Source organism: Bifidobacterium porcinum (assembly GCF_055378475.1).
The window spans coordinates 881,089-902,610 of the sequence record NZ_AP029603.1; the positions used below are offsets into that span (position 1 = coordinate 881,089).

The 21,522-nt window shown below is 61.0% G+C and carries 30 protein-coding genes; 25 read left to right on the top strand and 5 right to left on the bottom strand.

Annotation, left to right across the window (positions count from 1 at the left end; all coding sequences use genetic code 11):
- Positions 1 to 42: 42 nt before the first annotated feature.
- The 16 genes from ACZ41G_RS03350 to ACZ41G_RS03425 all read left to right on the top strand — a co-directional run bounded on the left by ACZ41G_RS03350 (position 43) and on the right by ACZ41G_RS03425 (position 11,270).
- Positions 43 to 570 carry a capsid assembly scaffolding protein Gp46 family protein gene (locus ACZ41G_RS03350; protein ID WP_464145971.1) on the top strand — a complete coding sequence of 176 codons (528 nt, stop codon included), beginning with the start codon at positions 43 to 45 and terminating at the stop codon, positions 568 to 570.
- Between the two features lie 27 nt (positions 571 to 597).
- A complete protein-coding gene (locus tag ACZ41G_RS03355; protein ID WP_464145973.1) occupies positions 598 to 1,485 on the top strand; it encodes a phage major capsid protein in 888 nt (295 codons plus the stop codon).
- 8 nt (positions 1,486 to 1,493) lie between these two features.
- The gene (locus ACZ41G_RS03360; RefSeq protein WP_412165493.1) at positions 1,494 to 1,853 is read left to right on the top strand and encodes a hypothetical protein; all 360 of its coding nucleotides are present in this window, start codon (positions 1,494 to 1,496) and stop codon (positions 1,851 to 1,853) included.
- A gap of 2 nt (positions 1,854 to 1,855) precedes the next feature.
- On the top strand, positions 1,856 to 2,254 hold the full coding sequence (locus ACZ41G_RS03365) for a Gp19/Gp15/Gp42 family protein (protein WP_464145975.1): 399 nt from the start codon (positions 1,856 to 1,858) through the stop codon (positions 2,252 to 2,254).
- Positions 2,254 to 2,577: a hypothetical protein gene (locus ACZ41G_RS03370; protein WP_464145977.1), complete on the top strand. Its 324-nt coding sequence runs from the start codon at positions 2,254 to 2,256 to the stop codon at positions 2,575 to 2,577. Before ACZ41G_RS03365 ends, ACZ41G_RS03370 begins: the two co-directional genes overlap by 1 nt.
- Positions 2,578 to 2,579: 2 nt before the next feature.
- The gene (locus ACZ41G_RS03375) at positions 2,580 to 2,816 is read left to right on the top strand and encodes a hypothetical protein (RefSeq protein ID WP_464145979.1); all 237 of its coding nucleotides are present in this window, start codon (positions 2,580 to 2,582) and stop codon (positions 2,814 to 2,816) included.
- A complete protein-coding gene (locus tag ACZ41G_RS03380) occupies positions 2,813 to 3,211 on the top strand; it encodes a hypothetical protein (RefSeq protein ID WP_464145981.1) in 399 nt (132 codons plus the stop codon). The genes ACZ41G_RS03375 and ACZ41G_RS03380 overlap by 4 nt, the downstream gene beginning before the upstream one ends.
- Positions 3,212 to 3,277: 66 nt before the next feature.
- A complete protein-coding gene (locus ACZ41G_RS03385) occupies positions 3,278 to 3,877 on the top strand; it encodes a phage tail tube protein (protein ID WP_464145983.1) in 600 nt (199 codons plus the stop codon).
- 87 nt (positions 3,878 to 3,964) lie between these two features.
- On the top strand, positions 3,965 to 4,345 hold the full coding sequence (locus ACZ41G_RS03390; protein ID WP_412165487.1) for a hypothetical protein: 381 nt from the start codon (positions 3,965 to 3,967) through the stop codon (positions 4,343 to 4,345).
- 146 nt (positions 4,346 to 4,491) lie between these two features.
- Positions 4,492 to 4,695, top strand: coding sequence for a hypothetical protein (locus ACZ41G_RS03395; protein WP_412165486.1), 204 nt, complete (start codon positions 4,492 to 4,494; stop codon positions 4,693 to 4,695).
- Between the two features lie 42 nt (positions 4,696 to 4,737).
- Entirely contained in the window at positions 4,738 to 7,500 is a 2,763-nt protein-coding gene (locus ACZ41G_RS03400) for a tape measure protein (protein ID WP_464145986.1), read from the top strand.
- A complete protein-coding gene (locus tag ACZ41G_RS03405) occupies positions 7,487 to 8,314 on the top strand; it encodes a hypothetical protein (RefSeq protein ID WP_464145988.1) in 828 nt (275 codons plus the stop codon). Before ACZ41G_RS03400 ends, ACZ41G_RS03405 begins: the two co-directional genes overlap by 14 nt.
- A complete protein-coding gene (locus tag ACZ41G_RS03410) occupies positions 8,305 to 9,933 on the top strand; it encodes a head fiber protein (RefSeq protein ID WP_464145990.1) in 1,629 nt (542 codons plus the stop codon). The genes ACZ41G_RS03405 and ACZ41G_RS03410 overlap by 10 nt, the downstream gene beginning before the upstream one ends.
- Before the next feature lie 11 nt (positions 9,934 to 9,944).
- A complete protein-coding gene (locus ACZ41G_RS03415; RefSeq protein WP_464145992.1) occupies positions 9,945 to 10,178 on the top strand; it encodes a hypothetical protein in 234 nt (77 codons plus the stop codon).
- 1 nt (position 10,179) lies between these two features.
- Positions 10,180 to 10,974: a hypothetical protein gene (locus ACZ41G_RS03420; RefSeq protein WP_464145993.1), complete on the top strand. Its 795-nt coding sequence runs from the start codon at positions 10,180 to 10,182 to the stop codon at positions 10,972 to 10,974.
- 29 nt (positions 10,975 to 11,003) lie between these two features.
- Positions 11,004 to 11,270, top strand: a complete 267-nt coding sequence (locus ACZ41G_RS03425) for a hypothetical protein (RefSeq protein ID WP_464145995.1) — start codon at positions 11,004 to 11,006, stop codon at positions 11,268 to 11,270.
- A gap of 108 nt (positions 11,271 to 11,378) precedes the next feature.
- Here the strand turns inward: ACZ41G_RS03425 and ACZ41G_RS03430 are convergent, their stop codons facing one another.
- Positions 11,379 to 11,621 carry a hypothetical protein gene (locus tag ACZ41G_RS03430; protein ID WP_464145997.1) on the bottom strand — a complete coding sequence of 81 codons (243 nt, stop codon included), beginning with the start codon at positions 11,619 to 11,621 and terminating at the stop codon, positions 11,379 to 11,381.
- A gap of 82 nt (positions 11,622 to 11,703) precedes the next feature.
- On the bottom strand, positions 11,704 to 12,576 hold the full coding sequence (locus ACZ41G_RS03435; RefSeq protein ID WP_412171002.1) for a tyrosine-type recombinase/integrase: 873 nt from the start codon (positions 12,574 to 12,576) through the stop codon (positions 11,704 to 11,706).
- Between the two features lie 197 nt (positions 12,577 to 12,773).
- Here ACZ41G_RS03435 and ACZ41G_RS03440 point away from each other — a divergent pair, with 197 nt between their 5' ends.
- From ACZ41G_RS03440 to ACZ41G_RS03465, 6 genes are all read left to right on the top strand, one after another.
- Positions 12,774 to 13,433 (top strand): hypothetical protein, encoded by a 660-nt coding sequence (locus ACZ41G_RS03440; protein ID WP_464145999.1) that lies wholly within the window; start codon positions 12,774 to 12,776, stop codon positions 13,431 to 13,433.
- A gap of 43 nt (positions 13,434 to 13,476) precedes the next feature.
- Positions 13,477 to 14,121, top strand: coding sequence for a hypothetical protein (locus ACZ41G_RS03445; RefSeq protein WP_464146001.1), 645 nt, complete (start codon positions 13,477 to 13,479; stop codon positions 14,119 to 14,121).
- 10 nt (positions 14,122 to 14,131) lie between these two features.
- Positions 14,132 to 14,404 (top strand): hypothetical protein, encoded by a 273-nt coding sequence (locus ACZ41G_RS03450; RefSeq protein WP_464146003.1) that lies wholly within the window; start codon positions 14,132 to 14,134, stop codon positions 14,402 to 14,404.
- Complete coding sequence (locus tag ACZ41G_RS03455) at positions 14,401 to 14,802, top strand: hypothetical protein (protein WP_464146005.1); 402 nt, start codon at positions 14,401 to 14,403, stop codon at positions 14,800 to 14,802. Before ACZ41G_RS03450 ends, ACZ41G_RS03455 begins: the two co-directional genes overlap by 4 nt.
- A gap of 281 nt (positions 14,803 to 15,083) precedes the next feature.
- Positions 15,084 to 15,869, top strand: coding sequence for an endolysin-like domain-containing protein (locus tag ACZ41G_RS03460; protein ID WP_464146007.1), 786 nt, complete (start codon positions 15,084 to 15,086; stop codon positions 15,867 to 15,869).
- 13 nt (positions 15,870 to 15,882) lie between these two features.
- Complete coding sequence (locus tag ACZ41G_RS03465) at positions 15,883 to 16,107, top strand: hypothetical protein (protein WP_464146009.1); 225 nt, start codon at positions 15,883 to 15,885, stop codon at positions 16,105 to 16,107.
- A 123-nt stretch (positions 16,108 to 16,230) separates the two neighbouring features.
- Here ACZ41G_RS03465 and ACZ41G_RS03470 read toward each other — a convergent pair whose 3' ends face one another.
- The 3 genes from ACZ41G_RS03470 to ACZ41G_RS03480 form a co-directional block, all read right to left on the bottom strand.
- Positions 16,231 to 16,419: a helix-turn-helix transcriptional regulator gene (locus ACZ41G_RS03470; protein ID WP_464146011.1), complete on the bottom strand. Its 189-nt coding sequence runs from the start codon at positions 16,417 to 16,419 to the stop codon at positions 16,231 to 16,233.
- Positions 16,416 to 16,574, bottom strand: coding sequence for a hypothetical protein (locus tag ACZ41G_RS03475; protein ID WP_464146013.1), 159 nt, complete (start codon positions 16,572 to 16,574; stop codon positions 16,416 to 16,418). Before ACZ41G_RS03475 ends, ACZ41G_RS03470 begins: the two co-directional genes overlap by 4 nt.
- A gap of 67 nt (positions 16,575 to 16,641) precedes the next feature.
- On the bottom strand, positions 16,642 to 16,767 hold the full coding sequence (locus ACZ41G_RS03480) for a hypothetical protein (protein WP_464146015.1): 126 nt from the start codon (positions 16,765 to 16,767) through the stop codon (positions 16,642 to 16,644).
- 1,484 nt (positions 16,768 to 18,251) lie between these two features.
- Between ACZ41G_RS03480 and ACZ41G_RS03485 the strand changes: the two genes are divergently transcribed.
- From ACZ41G_RS03485 to ACZ41G_RS03495, 3 genes are all read left to right on the top strand, one after another.
- Positions 18,252 to 18,968: a L,D-transpeptidase gene (locus tag ACZ41G_RS03485; protein ID WP_441482355.1), complete on the top strand. Its 717-nt coding sequence runs from the start codon at positions 18,252 to 18,254 to the stop codon at positions 18,966 to 18,968.
- Between the two features lie 196 nt (positions 18,969 to 19,164).
- Entirely contained in the window at positions 19,165 to 19,992 is an 828-nt protein-coding gene (locus tag ACZ41G_RS03490; protein WP_033505391.1) for a histidine phosphatase family protein, read from the top strand.
- 184 nt (positions 19,993 to 20,176) lie between these two features.
- Positions 20,177 to 21,469 (top strand): uracil-xanthine permease family protein, encoded by a 1,293-nt coding sequence (locus ACZ41G_RS03495; RefSeq protein ID WP_412170991.1) that lies wholly within the window; start codon positions 20,177 to 20,179, stop codon positions 21,467 to 21,469.
- Positions 21,470 to 21,522 lie beyond the last annotated feature (53 nt).

The following is a 21,522-nucleotide window of genomic DNA, read 5'->3' on the forward strand; positions in this document are numbered from 1 at the left end:
GTCGAACTCGAATCCACGGGAAACAGCAAGAAGGAGCACGACATGTTCAACAGATCCCGATTCCCGGCCCGTATCCGTCTCATCGACGGCGGTTCCGGCGACGGCGGTTCCGGCGAAGGCAACGAGTCCGAACCGAAATCGTTCACCCAGGAGCAGGTCGACCAGATCGTCGAGAGAAGACTGGCCAAGGAGCGCGGCAAGTACAAGGACTACGACGAGCTCAAATCCAAGGCCATGAGACTCGACGAGATGGAGAACGCTGGGAAGAGCGAGCTCGACAAGCTCAAGGAATCGAACGCCGCCCTGCGCAAGCAGATCGACGATGCCGCGGCCGAGAAGCAGCACGCCGAATGGGTGTCCGAAGTCGCCAAAGACAAGGACGTCCCGGCCGAACTGCTCCGCGGAAGCACCAAGGACGAGCTCGAAGCGCATGCGGAACTCCTGCACAAGGCGCTGAACCCGTCATCCAAACCCCCGCAGGTGAGGAACCAGACGGGCTCTCCGTCACATCAGAACAACAGCAAGGACGCCGAAGAGCTCTCGTACATCCACCAGCTCCTCGGCAGATAACCCAAACGACCGAAAGGACAAGCCATCATGGCGATGAAAACAGACCAGATCAAGCTCCCCGTGAGCGTGGCCACCGAAATCGTGAACAAGGCCAAGGACACCAGCACCATCGCGTCGCTGAGCCCCAGCACGCCGCAGATCTTCTCCGACGCCGACTACCTCGTGTTCAACGGCAAGAGCGAGGCCGAGGTCGTGGCCGAAGGCGCCGTCAAGAGCAGCTACGAGCAGACCGTGGATTCCGTCGTGGCGAAACGCTTCAAAGTGCAGACCACCACCCGAGTCACCAGCGAACTCCAGTGGGCCGACGAGGACAACCAGCTGCAGATCATCCGCAGCATCCAGGCAGACCAGGCTGCCGCGCTAGGCCGCGCACTCGACTACGTGATCTACCATGCGATCAACCCGAAGACCGGCACCGACCTTTCCGGATTCGAGCCGCTGAGTACATCCGCGGTGCAGGTGACCGCCACCGAAGACGAGATCGGCAACGTGGACGCCCTGGCCGACGCACTGAACGACTCCTACGACATCAACGGCGTGGCCCTGTCCAAGACATGGGCGTCACGCCTACGCAAGCTGCGCGTACCATCCACAGGCATGCGCTTCTATCCGGAGATCCCGCTGAACCTGCAGGCCGGAAGCCTGGACGGCATCACCGCCGCCACCAGCGGCACCGTCAATGGGCGACTGGCCAAGACCCCGACGAAGGTGCTCGCGTTCATGGGAGACTTCTCCCTGATCAAATGGGGCATGGTCCGCGACCTGACCAGCGAGATCATCGCCTACGGCGACCCTGACCAGACCGGCGTCGACCTGAAGGCGCACAACCAGATCGCATACCGCACCGAGGCGATGTACGCGTTCGCGGTCATCGACCCGCACGCGTTCGCGGTCCTCAAGACAGCGACGGAATGAGGCAAGCCATGAGTTTTCCGGTACAGACGCTCGTAGTGCAGGCGGCAGCCAAGAAGAATCACAAGATCGGACCATTGGACGCGCTGGTCAGCCTGGTCAATCCGGACGGATCCGCATTCACCGGCGGCGGTTCCTCCTACACTCTTCCAGCCGCCACGGCCGACGCTTTGGGCGGCGTGAAGCTGCAGGTGTTCGAAGAAACGATCGGCAATGCGAACGAGAACATCGCGGTCGCCGCGGCGGCCGCTCCGACGAAGGCGGAGTACGACTCGCTCGTCGCCTCGTACAATGCGCTTGCGAAGCAGTTCAACCAGCTGGTCAGCGGACTGTCCTCCAGCGGAGTCATCAAACTGCCCGACAAGAAGTGACCATGACAGCCGAACCCGACGTGTTCGCCACCTCCGACGATCTCGAACGGAGGTGGCGCAAGCTCACCGACGAGGAACGCGAGAAGGCCGACACGCATCTCATGGACGTGACCGACTACATCAAGGAACGCTCCCCGAACTGGCAGCGTCTCCAAGAAGAACGGCCACGCCTCCTGGTGAAGATCACATGCGACATCGTCCGCAGGATCATGCAGGCCGACCCGTACGGCATCCCCGGCGGCGTCACCCAGATGAACCAGACCACCGGTAGTTTCAGCGAACAATACAGTTTCGGAGCGCCAACCGGCGACCTGTGGCTGCGCGACGACGAGAAACGCATCCTCGGCATAAACGCCCAACACGCGTTCAGCGTCGACATGGCCACAGGTGAGGTGTCCTAATGGAATCCATCGAAGTGTGGCGCGGCCAACCCACGACCGACACGGATGGCAACCCCATCCAAGGAAAACCAGTCCGAATCGGCACATTCCAAGCGATGGTCGCACCGGTATCCACCACCGACCAGACCGAGGAAAACGCCAGCCCACAGACCATCGAATACACGATCCACATCCGCGGCAGCCAGCCATCCGGCATCCAGGCCTCTGACCTGATCAAAGTCAGAGGCCTACTCCTGCCCGTCAAAGGCGTTCCACAGGTGTGGGACAACCTCCACGGGCGCCACATCGGCGACGTGGTTACCGTGGGCGAGCGGAAAGGATAAGCATGGCCAAACGATGCAGATTCGTGTTCAACCGCAAGGCGTTCAGCCAGCAGGTATTGAAGAACGAAACCCTGCGGGTCCGCATGCGCGACGCCGCCAACGAGGCCGTCAACGACAGTCGGTGCATGGTGCGCGACCATAATGGCGCGAACCGCAATGGCGTGGCCATCCTCTGTCCCGCACCCGTGGAGAAGGCGCACGGCACGTTGGAGGACACGCTCGGAAGGATGCGCGTATGAGCATTCCCGTCACCCCGCGGCGCACGGAGCCTCTGCTCCTGCCCAGGCTGCGGGAGCTGTTCCCGGACATGACGTTCGACACCATCGAACGATCCGACCTCGAACCGCCTTTCACCGAAGCCACATTGGCCGACTCCATGCAAGGCATGAGCACTCCCATCTCCCAATACGTGCGACTGCGGTTGGGCGTGCGCTGCATGAAAGAGGATCATACGGGCGACTGGGACAAGGCAGCCCGCGTGTGGGCGGCAATCGCAAGGGAGATCATCAGGCTCGGCCATACGGCGCCGCTCATCGATGCTTCGCTGGAATCCGGACCGGTACGCATGACAGACGAGGACAAGAGACTGGTGTGCGCGTACGGCGTGCTTCTGCTCGAGGTATCCGTCGCCTGAACTGAAAACACAAGAAAAGACAAGCAAAGACGTGCCGCCACACGCAGAACGGAAAGGTCGAGACGAATGACTGACAACAACAAAGAAACGACCGACTATGGGTACGTGTCCAACGGCAATACCGCCGGCAACGTGCGCCTGATCAAGAACTACGCGCTGTTCCTGTTCCCCAAGGGCGACAGCACGTTCACGGCGCCGACCGGTGTGAAGTGGGCGCCGCCGTCCAACAAGAAACCGATCGGCTATTCCACCGAGGACGGCGCCGTCCTGCATCCGGAGCCGGGCGACAGCACCGACTACAAGGCGCACAACGGCGACATCGTCCTGTCCGACACGGATCCTGGCTACTGGACACTGCAGCTCGCCGCGATGGAGGGACGCAAGGACGTGGTGTCCGCCTACTTCGACGTGGACGTGGAATCCGACGGCGGTATCAGCATCAAGGGAGCCGGCCTGAAGAAGGAATGGATTCTCGTATTGGTCGCGCTCGACCAGCAGGACCGTCCCTTCCTCCTGTACGGCACCAACGCGAAGGTATCCGACCGTGACGACGTGAGCCTGAAGTCCAGCGAGCTGATGAGCTTCAGCATGACGTTCAAGATGCTCAAGGGCACTAACGGCGAACAGTTCCACGCGTGGGGCCTCGTCACCGAAGACGCCAAGTGACCCATTGATTCTTCCCGTGCGGCCGATGGCGGTCGACCGCACGGGACCATTACCCATAACCGCCGATAACCATGAAACGGAGACGGAATGAGCGACAACACCTACCATGTTGTGGACGTGGACCTTACCGACGCAGAGGAGCTCAAGCCCGACGTGCACCTCGAGGTCGCCGGAGTGAAACTCGACCTGCCGAACCTCAACAACGCGGAACTGCCAATCGAGCTCGTGCAGGCCATCCTCCTGGTCAAGAGCAGGCCGGCGCTCTCCGACGAGGAGACCAGCGCGTGCATGGCCGCGTTCCTCGCGTACTTCCAGGCGATGAAGCCGAACTTCTGGAACGTGCTACGCAAGACGGAACGTCCGATCGCCTACCTCATCGCCACAGTGAAGGCGTGGGCCGACGAATCCGGACTGGACCCAAAAGCGTTTACCTCGCCCACCTCTGGAACCACAGCCGCGCGGCGTTAGCCTACGACTGGATTCGAGCGTACGGGCAGATCTACAGGCCCGTACGCTTCCGGGGATGGATCGCGGGAGCCCGCCCGCGAACCGACTGGGGACTCGCATGGGCATTGACCCGCGAGATCCTCAAAGACCACACGAGCCACTCGTGGATGGCGTTGCAGAACGCCGTCTACGTGCCCGACGGAGCCGAACAGGCCGCATGGCTGACCGCTCCTGAGCAAAAGAAACGACCATGGCTCGACCACTGGCACGATCCCCTCCGCCAGCCGACACCGACGCACAACATCACCCGTCGGCAGCGCGAGGACAGGGAACGGCTCAAAGCCTACTTCCACATCAACGACGACCTATGATCCCGACCGCCATCGGAATCACGACACACGGCAAGGAACACGATGGCAGCACAGGACATCGGCGTCGCATACGTCCACGTCGAACCATCCGGCAAAGGATTCGGCAAAAGCATTGAAGGCGACATCGGAGACGCCGTCGACAGGGCATCCGTCAAAAGCAGCGGATCGCTCATCTCGAAAATCGGCGGCGCGTTCGGCAAAGTCGGCAAGATCGGCATCGGCGCGATCACCACCATCACCGGAGGCATCGCAGCCCTCGCGGCCAAAGGCGGCTTCACCCGCGCGCTCAACATCGAGAACGCCCAGGCCAAGCTCAAAGGCCTTGGACACGACAGCGCAAGCGTCACCGAAATCATGAACGACGCGCTCGCATCCGTCAAGGGCACCGCGTTCGGACTGGGCGACGCCGCGACCGTGGCGGCCAGCCTGTCGGCCTCTGGCGTCAAGGAGGGCGGACAGCTCACCAAGGTTCTCAAGACCGTCGCCGACACCGCGCAGATCAGCGGCAGGGGTCTGACCGACATCGGCACGATCTTCGGGTCGGTAGCCGCCCGAGGAAAACTCCAGGGCGACGACATGCTCCAGCTCATGTCGAGCGGCATCCCGGTCCTCCAGATGCTCGGCAAGCACCTGAACAAGACCAGCGCCGAAGTGTCCGACATGGTCTCGGACGGCAAGATCGACTTCCAGACCTTCGCCGACGCCATGCAGGAAGGATTGGGCGGTGCCGCACAGAGCGCCGGCACCACGTTCACCGGCGCGCTGGCGAACGTGAAGGCCGCGTTGAGCCGACTCGGCGAGACCGCAGCCACGCCCGTCCTCAACGGACTGCGCGGACTGTTCAACCAGGCCATTCCGCTCATCGACGCGTTCACCGCGGCGGTGTCCCCGACTTTGGAGAAGGTCGGCGCGGGATTGCAGAAAGGACTGGAACAGGCCATCCCCACGGTCACCGCCTTCTTCGACAAGCTCGGCAAAAGCCAGACCGTCCAACAGTTCGCCTCCTATCTCGCTTCCCTCAAGGATGATCTGAAGGAACTCGGCTCATCCCTGTCGGGAGCTGCCGGAGCCGTCTGGAACGTCATCTCCGAACCGCTCTCCGAACTCTACGATCAGGCGAAAGGACAATTGCCGGCGGCCGCGGACGGATTCAAAACACTCCTGCACGCCGTGTCAGGTCTTCTCGACTACGTGTCGGCGCATGCCGACGCCATCATTCCGCTGGCCAAGGGAATCACCGCGCTCATCCTCGCCAGCAAAGGCATCAGCGCGGTATCCGCCGGACTGAAAACAGTTTCCGGTGGACTGAAGGCCATTTCCGCGACTGCCTCCGGTGTAGAGAAGACCGCTACGGCCGCTTTCGACCTGATTGGCAAGATCTCCGACGCGGGAAGCGCGGCTGGAGGACTGAAGCAACTCGCCGGCTCGTTCAATATTGTCAAGGCAGCTCAATCGGCGTGGAGCGCGGTGACCAAGGCCGCCACCGCCGTGCAGCTGGCATTCAGCGCTGCCGTGGATGCGAATCCGATCGGCATGCTTGTCGTAGCCATCGGCGCGGTCGTGGCCGCGCTGACATGGTTCTTCACCCAAACCGAAACAGGCAAACAACTCTGGAACAACTTCGCCACATGGTTCATGGGAATCTGGAACCAGATCAGCACCGCATGCCAACCCGCACTGCAAGCCATCGGAACATTCATCACCCAGACCATGAGCCAAATCCAACAAATCTGGCAAACCGGATGGACACTCATCACCACCATCATCCAAAACGTCTGGAACACAATCGGCCCATACGTCACCACGGCACTCACCGCAATCACCAACGGCATCCAAACATTCATCACCATCATCACGCCACTCCTGCAAGCCGGAATGCAGATCATCCAAACCATCTTCCAAACCGCCGTCACAATCATCAGCACGGTCTGGAACGGACTCTGGAACACCATATCCACCGTCGTCCAAGGCGCATGGACCATCGTCACCACAATCATCAGCACCGCACTCGCCGTCATCCAAGGCATCATCCAACTGGCGCTCGCGGTCGTCAACGGGAACTGGAGCGCAGCGTGGTCGGCCATCCAGGGCATCGCGTCGGCAGTATGGAGCGGCATCCAAGGCGTCGTTTCCGCGGGAGTCGGCATGGTCAGCGGAGTGGTATCCGCCGCATGCTCGACAATCCGGAGCGTGTGGACCGCATTGTGGAATGGCGTCGGAAGCATCGTGTCGAGCGTCTGGGGCGGCATCGTCGGCACCGTAAGCAACATGGTTGGCCGTGTCGGGAGCGTCGTGAGCGGGATCGGCGGAACCGTCCGGAGCGCGGTGTCCGGCGCGGGAAGCTGGCTGGTGGATGCTGGCCGCAACATCATCCAGGGATTGATCAACGGCATCAAGAGCATGGTCGGCTCGTTGTATTCCAGCATCACCAAAGCCTTGTCCGGCTTGGTAGACAAGGCCAAGAACGCTTTGGGCATCCATTCCCCGTCACGCGTGTTCCGCGACGAGGTCGGCGTGATGGTCGGACGTGGCATGGCATTGGGCATCGACGATTCGGACGCCGTGGTCAGCCGTTCCATGGATTCGCTCGTCTCCTCGATGAGCCTCGACGGCGCGGACTGGTCGAAGACCGGCAGGCTGAACGTCACGGCCGGCGCCGGCGCCAATGCCGGTGACAGCGATCTGCGGGAACTCATCGCGGCCGTCGAATCGCTGCACGACGACCTCGGATCGATCATCGCCAGGTACACGCCGACGATAGGGGACCGCGACTTCGCAAGGAAGGTGAGAAGTGCAATCGCTTGAATACGCGTGCGCCGCCACAGGTGAGCGAATCGGCTTCGAAGGGCCTCTGTACGGCGAAACGCTCGCCGGACTGCGCGGCCGCGTCTGGGACTACAGCATCGGCGCACGCGGCCTGACCGGCGTCACCCGCAAGACACGCGAAACGAACGTCACGGTGAGGATCCATGATTCGCCGGCCACGCTCGACCTGCTGCGCCGCCTCGCCGACGCCGACATGGCCGCCGGCACGCCAGGCACCCTCGTGGCCGACGGCGAATGGGAGACCAGGGCGTGGATCCCGAAAAGCGAGCCGCAGACCATCACGCCCACGATGGTCGAGACGCAGCTGACCATCGTGCTTGCAGACGGCGTGTGGCGACGCGGGACCACCAAACACCACGACCCGCGGACCGACAAGGCCGCCGGCGACCTCGACTACCCGCACGACTACCCGCACGACTACGCCGGCATGAGCATCCTCGACACCGTGACCAACACGACCGGCATGCCGCAGCCGGTGAAGCTCACGATCTTCGGCCCGTGCGTCAACCCGTACATCATCATCGGCCCCAACCGGTACGAGGTAGACGCGACCATACCGGCCGGAAACCGCCTCGAGATTGACGCGGCCTCCGATAGCAGAACCGTCACGATGATCTCGGACACCGGCCTACGCACCAACCTCTTCGGCAAAGCCGTGCGAGGCGCCGGGCGAGGATCCGGAACCTACGTCTTCGAACCGCTGCCGCCAGGCACAAGCACGATCAGCTGGGCCGGCGGATTCAAATTCGACCTGACGGCAATCGAGGAGAGGAGCGAACCGCCATGGACCTGATCGTCACCGACACGAACGGCACGCCGTCCGCCGCGGTCGCCTCGTGGACGCTCGACCTGGCATACGGGTCGGGGGAGAACGACTTCGACCTCCGATGCCCGGCACGTCTGCAGCCCGGATGCCGGTGGTGGGTCGACGGGACAGGCTGGGGCGGCATCGTCGACGACGTGAAGACCAGCGTCACCGGCGGCGAAGGCGAGCTCACCTACCACGGTCGCGACTGGCACGGCCTGCTCGCCTCGAAGATCCTCGAACCCGACAAGGGCAAGGACTACCTGACCATGAGCGGCACGATCGGCACGCTCCTGCGCACCGTCATCTCCCGTATCGGACTGCAGGACATCATCACCGTCACGGAAGGCACGTCCAAAACCGCACGCTGGCAGTTCGACCGGTACTGCGACGCGTGGAGCGGCCTGTCCAAGATGCTGCGCGCATCAGGACTGCGGCTGCGCATCACCGCAGCGCAGAACGGCGTGACAGTCGACGCGCCGCCGATCACGGCCGCCGGCGACCTCATCGACTCCGACCTCATCGACTTCGACGCGACCCTCGCCTCGCATCCGATCAACCACCTGATCTGCCTCGGCAAGGGCGACCTTAAAGACAGGATCGTCGTCCACTGGTACGCCGACCAGAAAGGCACGCTCAGCCACACGCAGACCATCAAAGGCGCGGACGAGCGCACAAGCGTCTACGAGCTCAGCAACGCCGACGCCGCCGAACTCGAGACCAAAGGCAAGACAAAGCTCCAGGAGCTGCGAGATACAGGCAGCATCGACGTGGACGTGGAATCCGACGGCATCGACCTCGACGTGGGCGACACCGTGACCGGCCGCGACAACACCACCGGCATCAAGGTCACCGCCGAAATCACCAAAAAAATCATCAAAATCGAAGACGGCATCCCGACCGTAACCTACGAGGCGACCACCGCATCCACGGAATCGACCGGCGAGACCGGCGGTGGTGGATCAAACTCCGGAGACGGCCACGCCTACTACGCCGGCAGCGGCCTCACCCTCTCCAACTGGACGTTCAGCGCCGATGTGACCGCCGCCGACCTCGAAACGGTCCGCAAAACCGCCACCGAAGCCAACAAGGCCGCATCCGACGCCGCGGCCGAAATCGGAGGCGCCAGAGACCTCGCCAAACAGGCCGGCGTAAAAGCCGACACGGCCACCACCACGGCGCAGAACGCGTTGGCCGCGGCGCAGGCGCGAATCTTGGACATCACTGCATCGGCTCCAGTCACAGTGACCCGCACCGACGAGACGGCCGCCATCACTGTCGCACAGGCCACATCATCGGCGGACGGGCTCATGGCCGCCGAAGACAAGAAGAAGCTCGACGGCATCCAGTCCGGCGCGAACAAGTACACGCTGCCAGTGGCATCCACCGCCACCCTCGGCGGCGTCAAACCCGATGGCACGACCATCACCATCGGCCCGGACGGCACCATCACCGCACAATCCAGCGCGACAGCGGCATCCTTCCTCGCCGCTCACCCCATCGGCTCGCTCTACTGGTGCGTCGCCGGAGACCCCAACGGCCATGGCGGCACATGGAAGGAAATCCACACCATCATCGGCGGACACGTCTGGCAAAGACTCGCCTGAAAGGATCACCAATGGCAAAAACCACGAACATCACCAAATACGCGTGCGACCGCTGCCACGACAGCGCATACCTCACCGACGGAGATCCGCGCACGTCGAGCGACTGGCACCAGATCAAACACACCACCGCGGACGGAGTGACGCAGGAGGCGCTGGTATGCACCTCATGCCAGCAGGAATTCAAGAAACTCGCCGCCACGCAGGACGCGGCCTACACGGCATGGCTTACCGAGGGAAAGGACTGACATGACCACCACGCTCATCACAGGCAAGGGCGGCACACCGCACATCACCAGCGGCGACATGGGCGCCATGCAGGCCGGAATCATCGGCAACGGCAGCTACCTGCTGCAGGGCAGCGACGGCACTTTCCCTACGGTGACCATGCAGGATGCGAATCACGCGCTGATCCCCGTCCTCAACCTCGTGGTCGAAGGACGATACGCGCGAGTCACCGAGGCCGAGACCGCGACCATCGAAAGCGGCGTGAGCGGCCAGAACCGCAACGACCTCGTCTGCCTCAAATACACACGGAATGGTCAGAACATCGAGACCGCTGCCATCGCCGTGCTCAAAGGCACGCCAAACACCGGAACGGCCGCCGACCCGACCGTCCCATCGGGCAGCATCCACTCGGCCTCCGGCACGGCGTGGATCCCGATCGCCCGCATCCCGATCAGCGGGATCACGCCCGGCACGCCGGTCATGCTCATCAAACAGCTGCCTCCCATGTCGAAGCTGTGGGATTCCGTAACCCTGTACAACGCGAAGGGCTTCACGGTCATCCACACCGGCATAATGATGCTCGTCAGATATGCCGGCAATATCGGTAATGGCAGTTGGGATTCAGTGCAATGCGAATACGTGCTGCCCACCGAACTACGGCCGCCTATCGAGGTCAATGGAATGGTGTGCGTGTCGAACGGGCAGACGTCGAGAATACTCGCCGTCAAATCGGACGGAACCATCCGATGCGCGAACATGGGAGGCGCGGGCAGCAATGGGGTTTGCTTCGGCACGCTCTGCTATCCGATACCATGAGATAGCTTTCCGTAACCCAGATGCCCATCGTGAAGTTTGGCAGTGCGCGTAATTACACCAATGGTGACGGCGTGATTCAGATTCAGATCGATAATCCGACGGGCCGACGCCCGGACGCCGCCTTCGTGGAGATCACGCCGCAAATCGATGACTTTCCCGGACGCATCTACGACCTCATCGTGTTCCAATGGGATGTCGCATACATCAACGTCCGGGTGCGACGCACGGACACCAATGCGTGGGCCGGCAGCGGACAGGGACTCAACGTCTCCTGGATGTGCTTGTGGAGCCGGTAGCTTTCCGTAATCAAGATGGGTTCATGGCAGAAGTTCATGTTCAAGAAACTTCACCGGGCGCTACGTCGTGCCGGTCCCTGATGACGTTCAGGTGACCGTGTCCGCCGGCTAGGATGCGATGAAGTGGATGGTGCCGTTGAAGCTATCGGGGTTCTGCGCGCCGCCCACGTTGGTGTAATACATCACACCGGAGGGCTCCACGACGATTCGCCTCTGAGAGGCTCCGTCTCGTCCGTGCCACGGGCACACTGCATGCATGAGTGGCCTCCAGCCTTCGGGCAGCGTGCCGAAGTTTCCGGTTGCCCATGAGTCGGTGGACGCCGATTTCCAATCGAAGTAGAGCTCGATCATACGTCCGGCCCTGACGCCTGTTACCGTCCCGTATATTGACGTGATGACTGTGATCGGCCCCGTAAGGGTTACGGAAAGCTATTCAGCAGGTCAATATGAGTTTCTGCCATGCTTTCTGCATGTCCTTGAGGACGCTCAGATCAGGCTTGAGGTAATACCGTGCGGTGGTTTGGATGTCGGAATGCCCGAGCTGTCGCGCGACCACACTGATGTCGGTTCCGGCCTTGATCGCCAACGTGCCGAACGTGTGGCGCAGGTTGCGTGGAGGCACGCAGGGCAGTTTCATGCGCTTGCACCAACTGCGGTAGTGGTTCGCCACTTGGTTCGCGTTCAGACTGCCGACCAGTCGGCCGGTCTTCGTGCCGTGGCGTAGTTCCGCCAATCGTTTGACCGCGAACCGTGGCAATGCGACGGTTCGTCGGCTCAGATCGGTCTTCGGTTCGGTGACGGTCTCATGGCCCGCGACCCATTGCACCGACCTTTTTACGGTGACGGTGCCGCGCCGTAAGTCAAGATCAGTCCATTCGATGCCGACCGACTCGCAACGCCGTAATCCGGCACATACGGAGACAAGCAACCATGCCTCCAATGGATGCCCGTAGAAGCCTTTCAACAGTTTGCGTACTTCCGGCGCTGATAGCACTTGCGGCTCGTAATGTCGCAGATGGGGGAGGCGGATATCGCGTCTGGTCACGTCATTGTCCGTGACCCCCTGACGGTACGCGAGTCGCAGTATCGCGCGGAACACCGCGTATGCTTTGCGTGCCGCTCCCGGCTTGTCGAAGGAGTCCAACCATGATTCGATGCCCGCCACGTTGATCGCGTCCATGTCCACGTTCGACCAACGGTCTCGGATATGGGTGCGGTAAGCGCTCTCGTAGCCGACGCGCGTGCATTCACGCAACCGGCTGATGGTCGGCTTCCAAACGTTTTCCGAGAACATGCCGAACAGCATTGGTGTGTTTCCTTTCCTTTCATGGAAAACCCGCACGCATTGGCGTCGTGTCGCCGATGGTTCGCGTGTGGGTTTTTCCGCCTGTTTTTGAATATTGACTAGGAGGTTATGTTGACTCAGATTAATTTCAATTTCGGCGTGCTGGCCGCTTCCATCATCGGTCCGTTGCGTGAGCGGGTGAACGATAAGGACAATCGATGACGAGGATACGATTCCGGTTCCGCAGGCCGGACGCATCGCACGTGTCCGGCGTGCCGGTGGATGGCGTCATATCCTGCAATCCGACGATGCGGGTCGTGCAGGAGGATGAGAGTCTGCTCCTGCCGGTGCCTTTCGCGGTGCGGTTGCCGTCCGATGGCGGTGATCTGACTCTTGACCTCAAGCCGACCGGCGTGGACTGGTGCTGGCGCATCGAGGAGCGGATCAAGGGGTTGACGCATGTGCGTCGCGTGATCGTCCCGGACAGCACGCAGATTTTGGATTATGCGACTCTTTCCGAGGCTGCATGGCATGGCGCGTCTGACAATCACGGTGGCTTGGCGCATAGCATCCGGACCTATCCGCATGTCATCCGGCTTGGCGATGTGGTGGATGTGGACGGTTTGCGTCCACCTGACCATGTGTCCGCTGGAGATTCGGTCGTGGATGCAGAAGGGCATTTGTGGATCGTCAGCCGTTTCGATGGCGGGAAGGTGACTTTCGGCATTGATGGTGGTGTGAGCCTGCGCGGGCCGAAAGGGGAGCGTGGGCTGAGTTTCCGCAGTGGCATGGGCGTGCCGGATGCGACCACTCAGGGAATTGTGGGTGACACTTACGTTGACTTGACGACTGGTGCCGTGTACCGGTGTCAAGCCTGATTTTTCGTAAAAATATCAAATCTCATTAAGGAGGAATAACAGTATGGCATGGACTGCAACAGGCGGCAACCTTAAAGGGCCTAAGGGCGATCCGGGCACGAACGGTGCGAAGGGAGATGCGGGCACGAGCCTGCACGTCGCCAATATTGATATTTCAAGCAACAGTGATGTGGCAACGAGCTCTCTTTCGCCATCCGCGCCGATGACGGTCGGAGATCTGATCTCCGACAACAACGGAGATTTGTTCACGGTCACTTCCATCGTCAATGAGACGACCGTCCACGTGTCCAACGTCATCAGCGGCGTAAGCTTTAAGGGGCCGCAGGGTGAGCGAGGCGCGGACGGAGCGCCCGGCAAGGACGGTACCGGCGTCACCATTCTCGGCTCGGCCGATTCCCCCGAAGCGTTGAAAGCCGCACATTCGACCGGCAAGGCAGGCGACGCCTATCTTATCGGAGGCCACCTGTACGTGTGGGATATGGTCGGCGCGGGCTGGAAGGACGTCGGCACCATCCAGGGGCCGAAGGGCGATAAGGGCGACCCCGGCACTAATGGCAAGGACGGCAAGGACGGCAAGGACGGTCTCGGCTGGACCTACGGTCACGGCGTGCCGTCATCGACCGGCCAGCCGGTCGGCTCACTCTATCTTGACCTCGATACCGGCAACGTGTACGCCTTCAACGCCTAGGGGGTGGAACATGGCATGGTCCAATGTCGGGAATTTGAAAGGCCCGAAAGGCGATGGTGCAGGCGGGATGAGTCTGCCGGTCGGCACGATGATCTCCTGTCCTAACAGTTCGACCAACAATTTGAACGCTTTCGCGGCGGCGTTAGGTGACGATTGGATGATGGCCGGCACTGCAGTTTTGCAAGTCGATAAGCCGATTTTTGACACGAGCGGCAATATCCTGCCCAGTCCGCCAGATTATACTTCCCCGCGTCGGCTTGCCTTTTTCATCAAAGTCAAATGAGGTTTGGCGTGCTGCAGAATTTTCTAGCCGGTTTCGGTGGTGTGGGCGGCGCGTGCGCGGTAATCACGCTCTGTCTCAAAATCTGGCCGGGTGCGCTCGAATCGCTCGCGACCGGGCTGTATGCCCACGTCAATCCCGAGCGCTTGCCGTATAACAGCGTGCTTTCCCAGCATTTCGCCAAGACCAGACAGCTCGGCGAACGTACCGAGAAATTCGACGGACGTTTGGACGAGCTTTGCCGCGACACGATAAAAAACACGTTGATCTCATTGATTTACGGCGACCGTTCACACGACCACAGTGAGGCCGTCCGATACGAGCTGGCGAAGCTTGAGAAATTGGACGCGCACTGCTGGATAGTTGCTGCTGCCGAAAAATATTTGGAGGACATGAAATGAGAGGACTAGTCGCGTTGGGCGCGTATCTCATCCTGCTTGCGCTCATTCTTATCTTCAATTATTCGGCGCACAAGCGCTGAGCATTTTTCAACCATAAGGCCATTCGTGATCGGATGGCCTTTTTTCATGCCCAAAAACAGGGCGGAAGGAGGAAACGTCATGGACGAGACCGTCATGACACCGGAAATGACACCGCAGGGCGACAGTCTGCCGCCCGAGAACATTCAGGTCGTGTCCGAGGAGGATGCGGCCAAGGCCGTGGAAGGATTGGAGGACTGAGCATGGCGAGCGTCAGCACTTTGATCAACCGCATGCGCTACTGGTGCGCCGTGGCCAATATGGGCTACTCGCAGGCGGACCGCTGGAACTTCAACCCATCGGGAGGCAATTGCGACTGCTCCAGCCTGGTGATCCACTGCCTGCGCGAGGCGGGTTTTGACACCGGCAGCGCCACCTACACCGGCAATCTGAGCGACAATCTGACCAAGCGTGGCTGGACTCGCCTGCCCGCGAATGGCAATCCGCAGCCGGGCGACATCTTGTTGAACGACTTGCACCACGTGGCCGTCTACCTTGGCGGCGGCAAGCTCGCACAGGCAAGCATCTCGGAGCGCGGCACCGCGTATGGCAGGGCTGGCGATCAGACTGGCCGCGAAACAAACATCCGCGCATACTACAGCTATCCGTGGGATTGCTATCTGCGATACCAGCAAGCCTCCGCGAACAACAATCCGGGCAGGCTGGCGGTGGACGGTCTGGCCGGACGGGCGACCATCAGCCGCTGGCAGGAGATCATGGGCACGCCGGTCGACGGCGTGGTCAGCGGGCAGGTCATCCCAGACGGCCGCACCTACGGTCGTCCGAACCTCCTGAGCGTCACCTACGGCGGCCAAGGCAGTGCGCTGATCCGCGCGGTCCAGCGTGTGGTCGGCGCCGTGCCGGACGGTTTGTATGGGCCGGATTCGATCCGCCGCACGCAGATACGGCTGGGCGTGGATCCGGATTGCTGGTTCGGGTACGCTACCGCACGTGCGTTGCAGGAGCGCCTCAACCAAGGCAGATTCTAAGGCAGGAGACAGCATGACAGACAACACTATGACCACGGCCAGTGGCGATGATTACCGGCCGGTGTTCAATGCGACCGTCCGCACCGCGATCTACGTCATGACGCTCATAGCCAGCGTCATCGGCCTCGGATTCATGTGCTTCGGACACCCCGACATCGGCGGGTTCATCTCGACAGCCGCCGGCATCATCGCCGCCGGATTCGGCGTCGCCTATAATCCGGTCCGCATGAACTCGTGAACCGAACGTCGCGAGAAAACTGAGTTTCTGCCATAAATTGACGGAAACCGCCGTTTTCTCGTGACATTCCACTAATGAAACGCCCCGCACTCTCTATCACGAGAGTGCGGGGCGTTTTCTGCGTTATGTGGTCTTGCGCGGCCTGCCGCCGTGTCCGGGGCGCGCCGCGTTCCATTCGTCGATAGTCTGCTCGCTCCACCCGCGGATGCTGCCGACGAGCACATCCGGCTCCGGCAGCCGGTATCGCGCGAGGGCGCCTTTGGTGACGCCGAGCCGTCGGGCCACTTCGGTCAGACTGAGATACCGTTTCATGCGTCACGCCCGGTGATGATGGCGGTGGCGGCCAGCAGTCCGGATGACAGTCCGGCGAGACCCGCGGCGATCGGGTTGCCGCCGATGCCGGCGAGCAGGGAGATAATGCCGGCAACGGACGACAGCGTGCACCATGTCTTTGATTGCTTGCCCATGTTGGCCTTATGCGGTATGGTCGGGGCCGGGGCTCCGGATACTTAGGCTATTCGGAGCCCCTTGCCTTTATTCCCGCTTCCTCTTCTTCTTGTCCTTCCCGTGGTGTTCGACCATCTTGACGATGATGTTCACGGTGGTGGCGATGGAGAGGATGGCGGTGGTGATGTTCACCATGATTTCCGACCAATGCATTCGGTTTTCACCTCCTTTCAATATATATAATAACGCGGTATGTATAATAACGCAAAACGACACGCCGGTACATCGCACCCGCCATACTGGCGCATACCCTCAGTAAGGAAAACAAAAGAGTGCCCGATGTGTGCCCTTGCCGCGCACACAGCGCCGGAACCGTTGCGAACACTGGGTTTCAAAAAGGGACGTCGAATTCAAGTTCAACGTGTCCAAGTAACCGCCCACACTCCGCCAAAACGGCGCGATTCCAGCGATTCCATACCGCGGAACGTTGCAATCGCGCCGTTTTTGAATGCACGGAAACAGGCCGTTCTTGACACGTTCCGGGCGGTTGTCGCCATCGAATGAGTGCGTTTAGAGTGACTTTTCAGTGGCGCTCGTCGGCACAGTCGGACGCGACAGGTCCGGTACGTGGGACTTCTGACGGAAACGTCATAATGGCGGCAAACTCCCGGGACTTTTGGTGGGAATGGCGCCAATGGCGGTTATCTCCCGGGAGTTTGTGGGCGAGGACGGGGTTTCGTGCAGATGCGACAACGAAAACGTTGAAATACCAACGTGCTCGAAATCAGGCCCCTGGGAGTTTACGCGTCAAACTGCATATAACGAGAAAAGTCCCACGCTGGGCGGTGACGTCCGTTGACGATGACGTCCGTTAGCCATGATGACCTTCTCGATTAGTGGACAAGCATGTTCTGCGCGCGGGCCGCAGGGCATGACGGTGGCCAGTGCGACCCAGCTCATTACTGTGCTGCAGAAAGATCGGCTGACGCAATCGTCGATTGTCATCGCAGCTGGTCACCGAGGTCGGCGAACCCTCGACTGCGCCAACATACTGATGCTTTGCTACAGCCATGCCACACCTGTGATGACTACGATGACGGTTGCAGCCGGTTCCCTGTCTGCAGGCAAATTGTTGTGTCCCTCATTTCCAGGCACAACGCGCGGTTCGTGCATGACCTGCTGCGAAATCTGGGTTCATGCCGCCGCACAGTTGCGACGTTCACTAGAACCCGCCGTGGTTTCCTTTCCTTTTTGGTGAGGAGCAGGGCGGAGGAGGACGGGCGTCATTCTTGTTTTGGCGTTCCCGGTTGTTTTAAACCCCGCAGCGACGTATTTACTATTCATAGTTGGCCGACGAGCGCTCAACTCCGCCGTTGTGTGACTGTCTCGTGTTGCACGGCAGCCGGATACCGGACAATTGCGGGTGCTATCTGCCGGTATCTCCCCGTTGTGTGACTGGTGTGTTGCACGGCAGCCGGGTATCATGCGGGGAAGAACGTAGACCGCCTCCAGCCCGTGCCACATAGAATCTCCCACCCGCTTTGTCAACTTTGGCTTGTAGCGACGAAAACGGCTCCACCCGCGCGTCATCGGTGTGGATACCGTTATTGTAGAAAGGCATGAATGAATCCCCCGTCGTGACAACCCACCACGGGGGCGTGATTCAGCGTGCGTACTGCAGACGAACGGAGGCGACTATGGCGGTTTTCCCGCATCGAAGCGGGCAGGGCGATCATCCGCTCCGCCGCAATGCCAGGGTTCTTCTCGCGGCGTTGGCATGTATCGCGCTGATTTTCGGGTTCTTCTCCATCCAGCAGCATCGTGCGGATATGCGAGCGACAACCCGAGCTGCATTCAGGTCATCCACTACTCTCGTACACCGCAATGTTCCCGCCCCTGACGGTACTCATACACTGAACAAATCCGCAGTACCGGCGATTAACGCATCCCCTGGCACACATACCAATGCCCAGAACAAGGGCACGACCGTCGATTGGCGTGCCGCATCTGGCGGGGCGCAGCCGAAACTGTCCGAATACAAGAACTTGAGCATCACGGTCGATTTATCCGCCCAACGGGTGCACGTGTGCTCCAACGGCAAGACTATTTACACGATGATTGCCAGCACGGGGCTCAACGACAGCACTCCACACGGGGATTTCACCATCAACGGCCGGGGCGACCATTTCTACAACCCCTCTGATGGCTGGGGCGCGGACTATTGGGTGTCCTTCCGCAACAATGTCTTCCTGTTCCACACCGTGCCCACCAAACAGGATGCGGGGACGTATGTGGTCAGTGAGGCGGTGAAACTCGGGCATCCGGCATCGCACGGTTGCGTGCGTCTGACCTTGTCTGACGCGAAGTGGTTCTACGATCAGGTTCCTGACGGCACGCCCGTGCATATCAGCTGATGTGTCTGATGGGCGACGGGCGCCGTCTGATAACACCCCCGATAAACACCGTCTGATGGACGCGTGGTGAATTGTCGGTGTCATTTGTTCTCGCCCCGCGGATTCGCCGGCATGGTCCCGGGATGTTGCGATAGCGTAGTATCAGGAATCGGCCGCGTGGTCGCGGTCTGGACGCATTGGTCGGAAAGGAGCGCCTATGGGAATGCCGCTTGATCTGTACGTGATCCGGCACGGTGAATCCGAGGCGAATGTCATCATCAAGGCCGGGGAACAAGGCGATACATCGCTGTACACGCAGGATAACGTGACGGTGCCGGACCGGTCATGGCGTCTGACCGCGACCGGACGTCGCCAGGCTGATTGCATCGGCCGCTGGCTTGTCTCCCAGCAGCAGCTATTCGACCGCTATCTGGTCTCGCCGTACGTCCGCGCTCGCGAAACGGCCGCCACCATGGCCTTGCCCAAGGCGAAATGGGAGGAGACCCGGGTGCTGCGTGAGCGGTCGTGGGGTGAAATCAACACCATCACGCAGGATGAATTCAAAACCAATTACGAGCGCAACTGGTTGTTCAAACGCACTGACCCGCTGTATTGGCGGCCGCCGGCAGGCGAATCGATCGCCGATGTAGCCGAGGACCGCGTGCACAACCTGCTCACCTCGCTCAACCGCCGCTCCGAGTCGGAATCGGTGGTCGTGGTCACGCACGGCGATTTCATGCTGGCGATGATGCTCACGCTCGAGGACCTCTCCGACGAGGAGTTCATGCACCGCGCGGACAGCGACGATTGGAAAATCACGAACTGCACGTGCCTGCATTATTCCCGCCGTGACCCGCACACCGGCCGCACGACCGAACGGCTGCGCTGGGAACAGACCGCCCGTCCGGTGCTCGACGAGCAGACCGGCCGTTGGGAGGTCGAAGTGGAACCGTGGCGCGAGTTCCAGCGCCCGCTGCTGTCGAATGGCGATCTGGTTGATGTTGTGCATTCGGTTGACCCGCATCTGACGCAATACACCAAGTGACACCCGTATTGCCGCCCGATGCGTCCTGACTGCCGGCACCAAGACGACGAGAGCGCGACACGCCTAAAAATCCGCGGGTTTTTAGGTCTTGTTGTCTCTCGTGACATCGACATCGCTACCATTGTGCAAGGCGTCGGCGCGCCATGTGCGTCCGGCGAATTCCAAGAAGACAAAGGAGCAGTAGATGAGTAGCGGCTTGTTCACATGGAAACTGCATGGTGACGGCAAGACCTTGAAACCCGGGGAGGTGGTCGAACCCGACGAGCGCCTGTCTTGGCCGCGCACCGCAGGTATCGGCGCCCAGCATGTCATCGCGATGTTCGGCGCGACCTTCCTGGTCCCGATTCTCACCGGCTTCGACCCGTCGACGACCCTGTTCTTCACCGCCATGTCGACGGCGCTGTTCCTGCTCATCAACAAGAACAAGCTGCCAAGCTACCTCGGTAGCTCCTTCGGCTTCATCGCCCCGATTGCGGCGGTCGCCTCGGCCCACAAGGGCATCGCGGTCGCAAGCTTTGGCATCATGGTCACCGGTCTGCTGCTCGCCTTGGTGGGCGTGCTTGTCCATTTCGCCGGTGCCAAGTGGATTGACAAGATCATGCCTCCGGTGGTCAACGGCGCGATTGTGGCGATCATCGGCTTCAACCTCGCCCCGTCGGTGTGGACGAACTTCAAGAAGGCCCCGGACACGGCTGTGGTGACGCTGGTCGCCGTCCTGCTGATCGGCGTGTTGTTCCGCGGCTTGGTCGGGCGTCTGAACATCCTGCTGGGCGTACTGGTCGGCTATGCGTACGCGTGCGCCCGCGGCCAGGTCGATTTCAAGGCCGTGGAAGGCGCCGCCTGGGTCGGTTTGCCGCATTTCCATCTGCCGCAGGTCGATTTCTCGATTCTCGCGATGTTCATTCCAGTCGTGCTCGTGCTGGTCGCCGAGAACGTAGGCCACGTCAAGTCCGTTGCACAGATGACCGGCCGCGATTATGACAACCAGATTGGCACCGCGCTCATGGCCGACGGTATCGGCACCGCGATTGCCGGCTTCGGCGGCGGCTCCGGCACAACCACGTACGGCGAGAACATCGGCGTCATGGCTTCCACGAAGGTGTATTCGACAGCCGCCTACTGGTGTGCGGCGGCGTTCGCCTTGATTTTGAGCCTGTGCCCGAAGTTCGGTGCCGTGATCAACACCATTCCCGCCGGCGTGCTCGGCGGCGTGACCACCTTGCTGTATGGCATGATCGGCATGATCGGCGTGCGCATCTGGGTGGACAATCATGTCAACTTCGACAAGCCGGTCAATGTGATGACCGCCGCCGTCACGATGATTATCGGCATCGCCAACTTCACCTTCGCGGTCAGCGGCGTGCAGTTCAACGGCATCGCCATTGGCACGATCGTCGTGCTCGTCATGTACCACGGCCTCAAGGCCATCGGCAAGGCGACTGGGACGATTGCCAAGGACGATCCGGACGTGCTGTGATTGAATGACCATGACGCTGCTCGGCGGGTACATGAATTCGCCGGATGGCATCA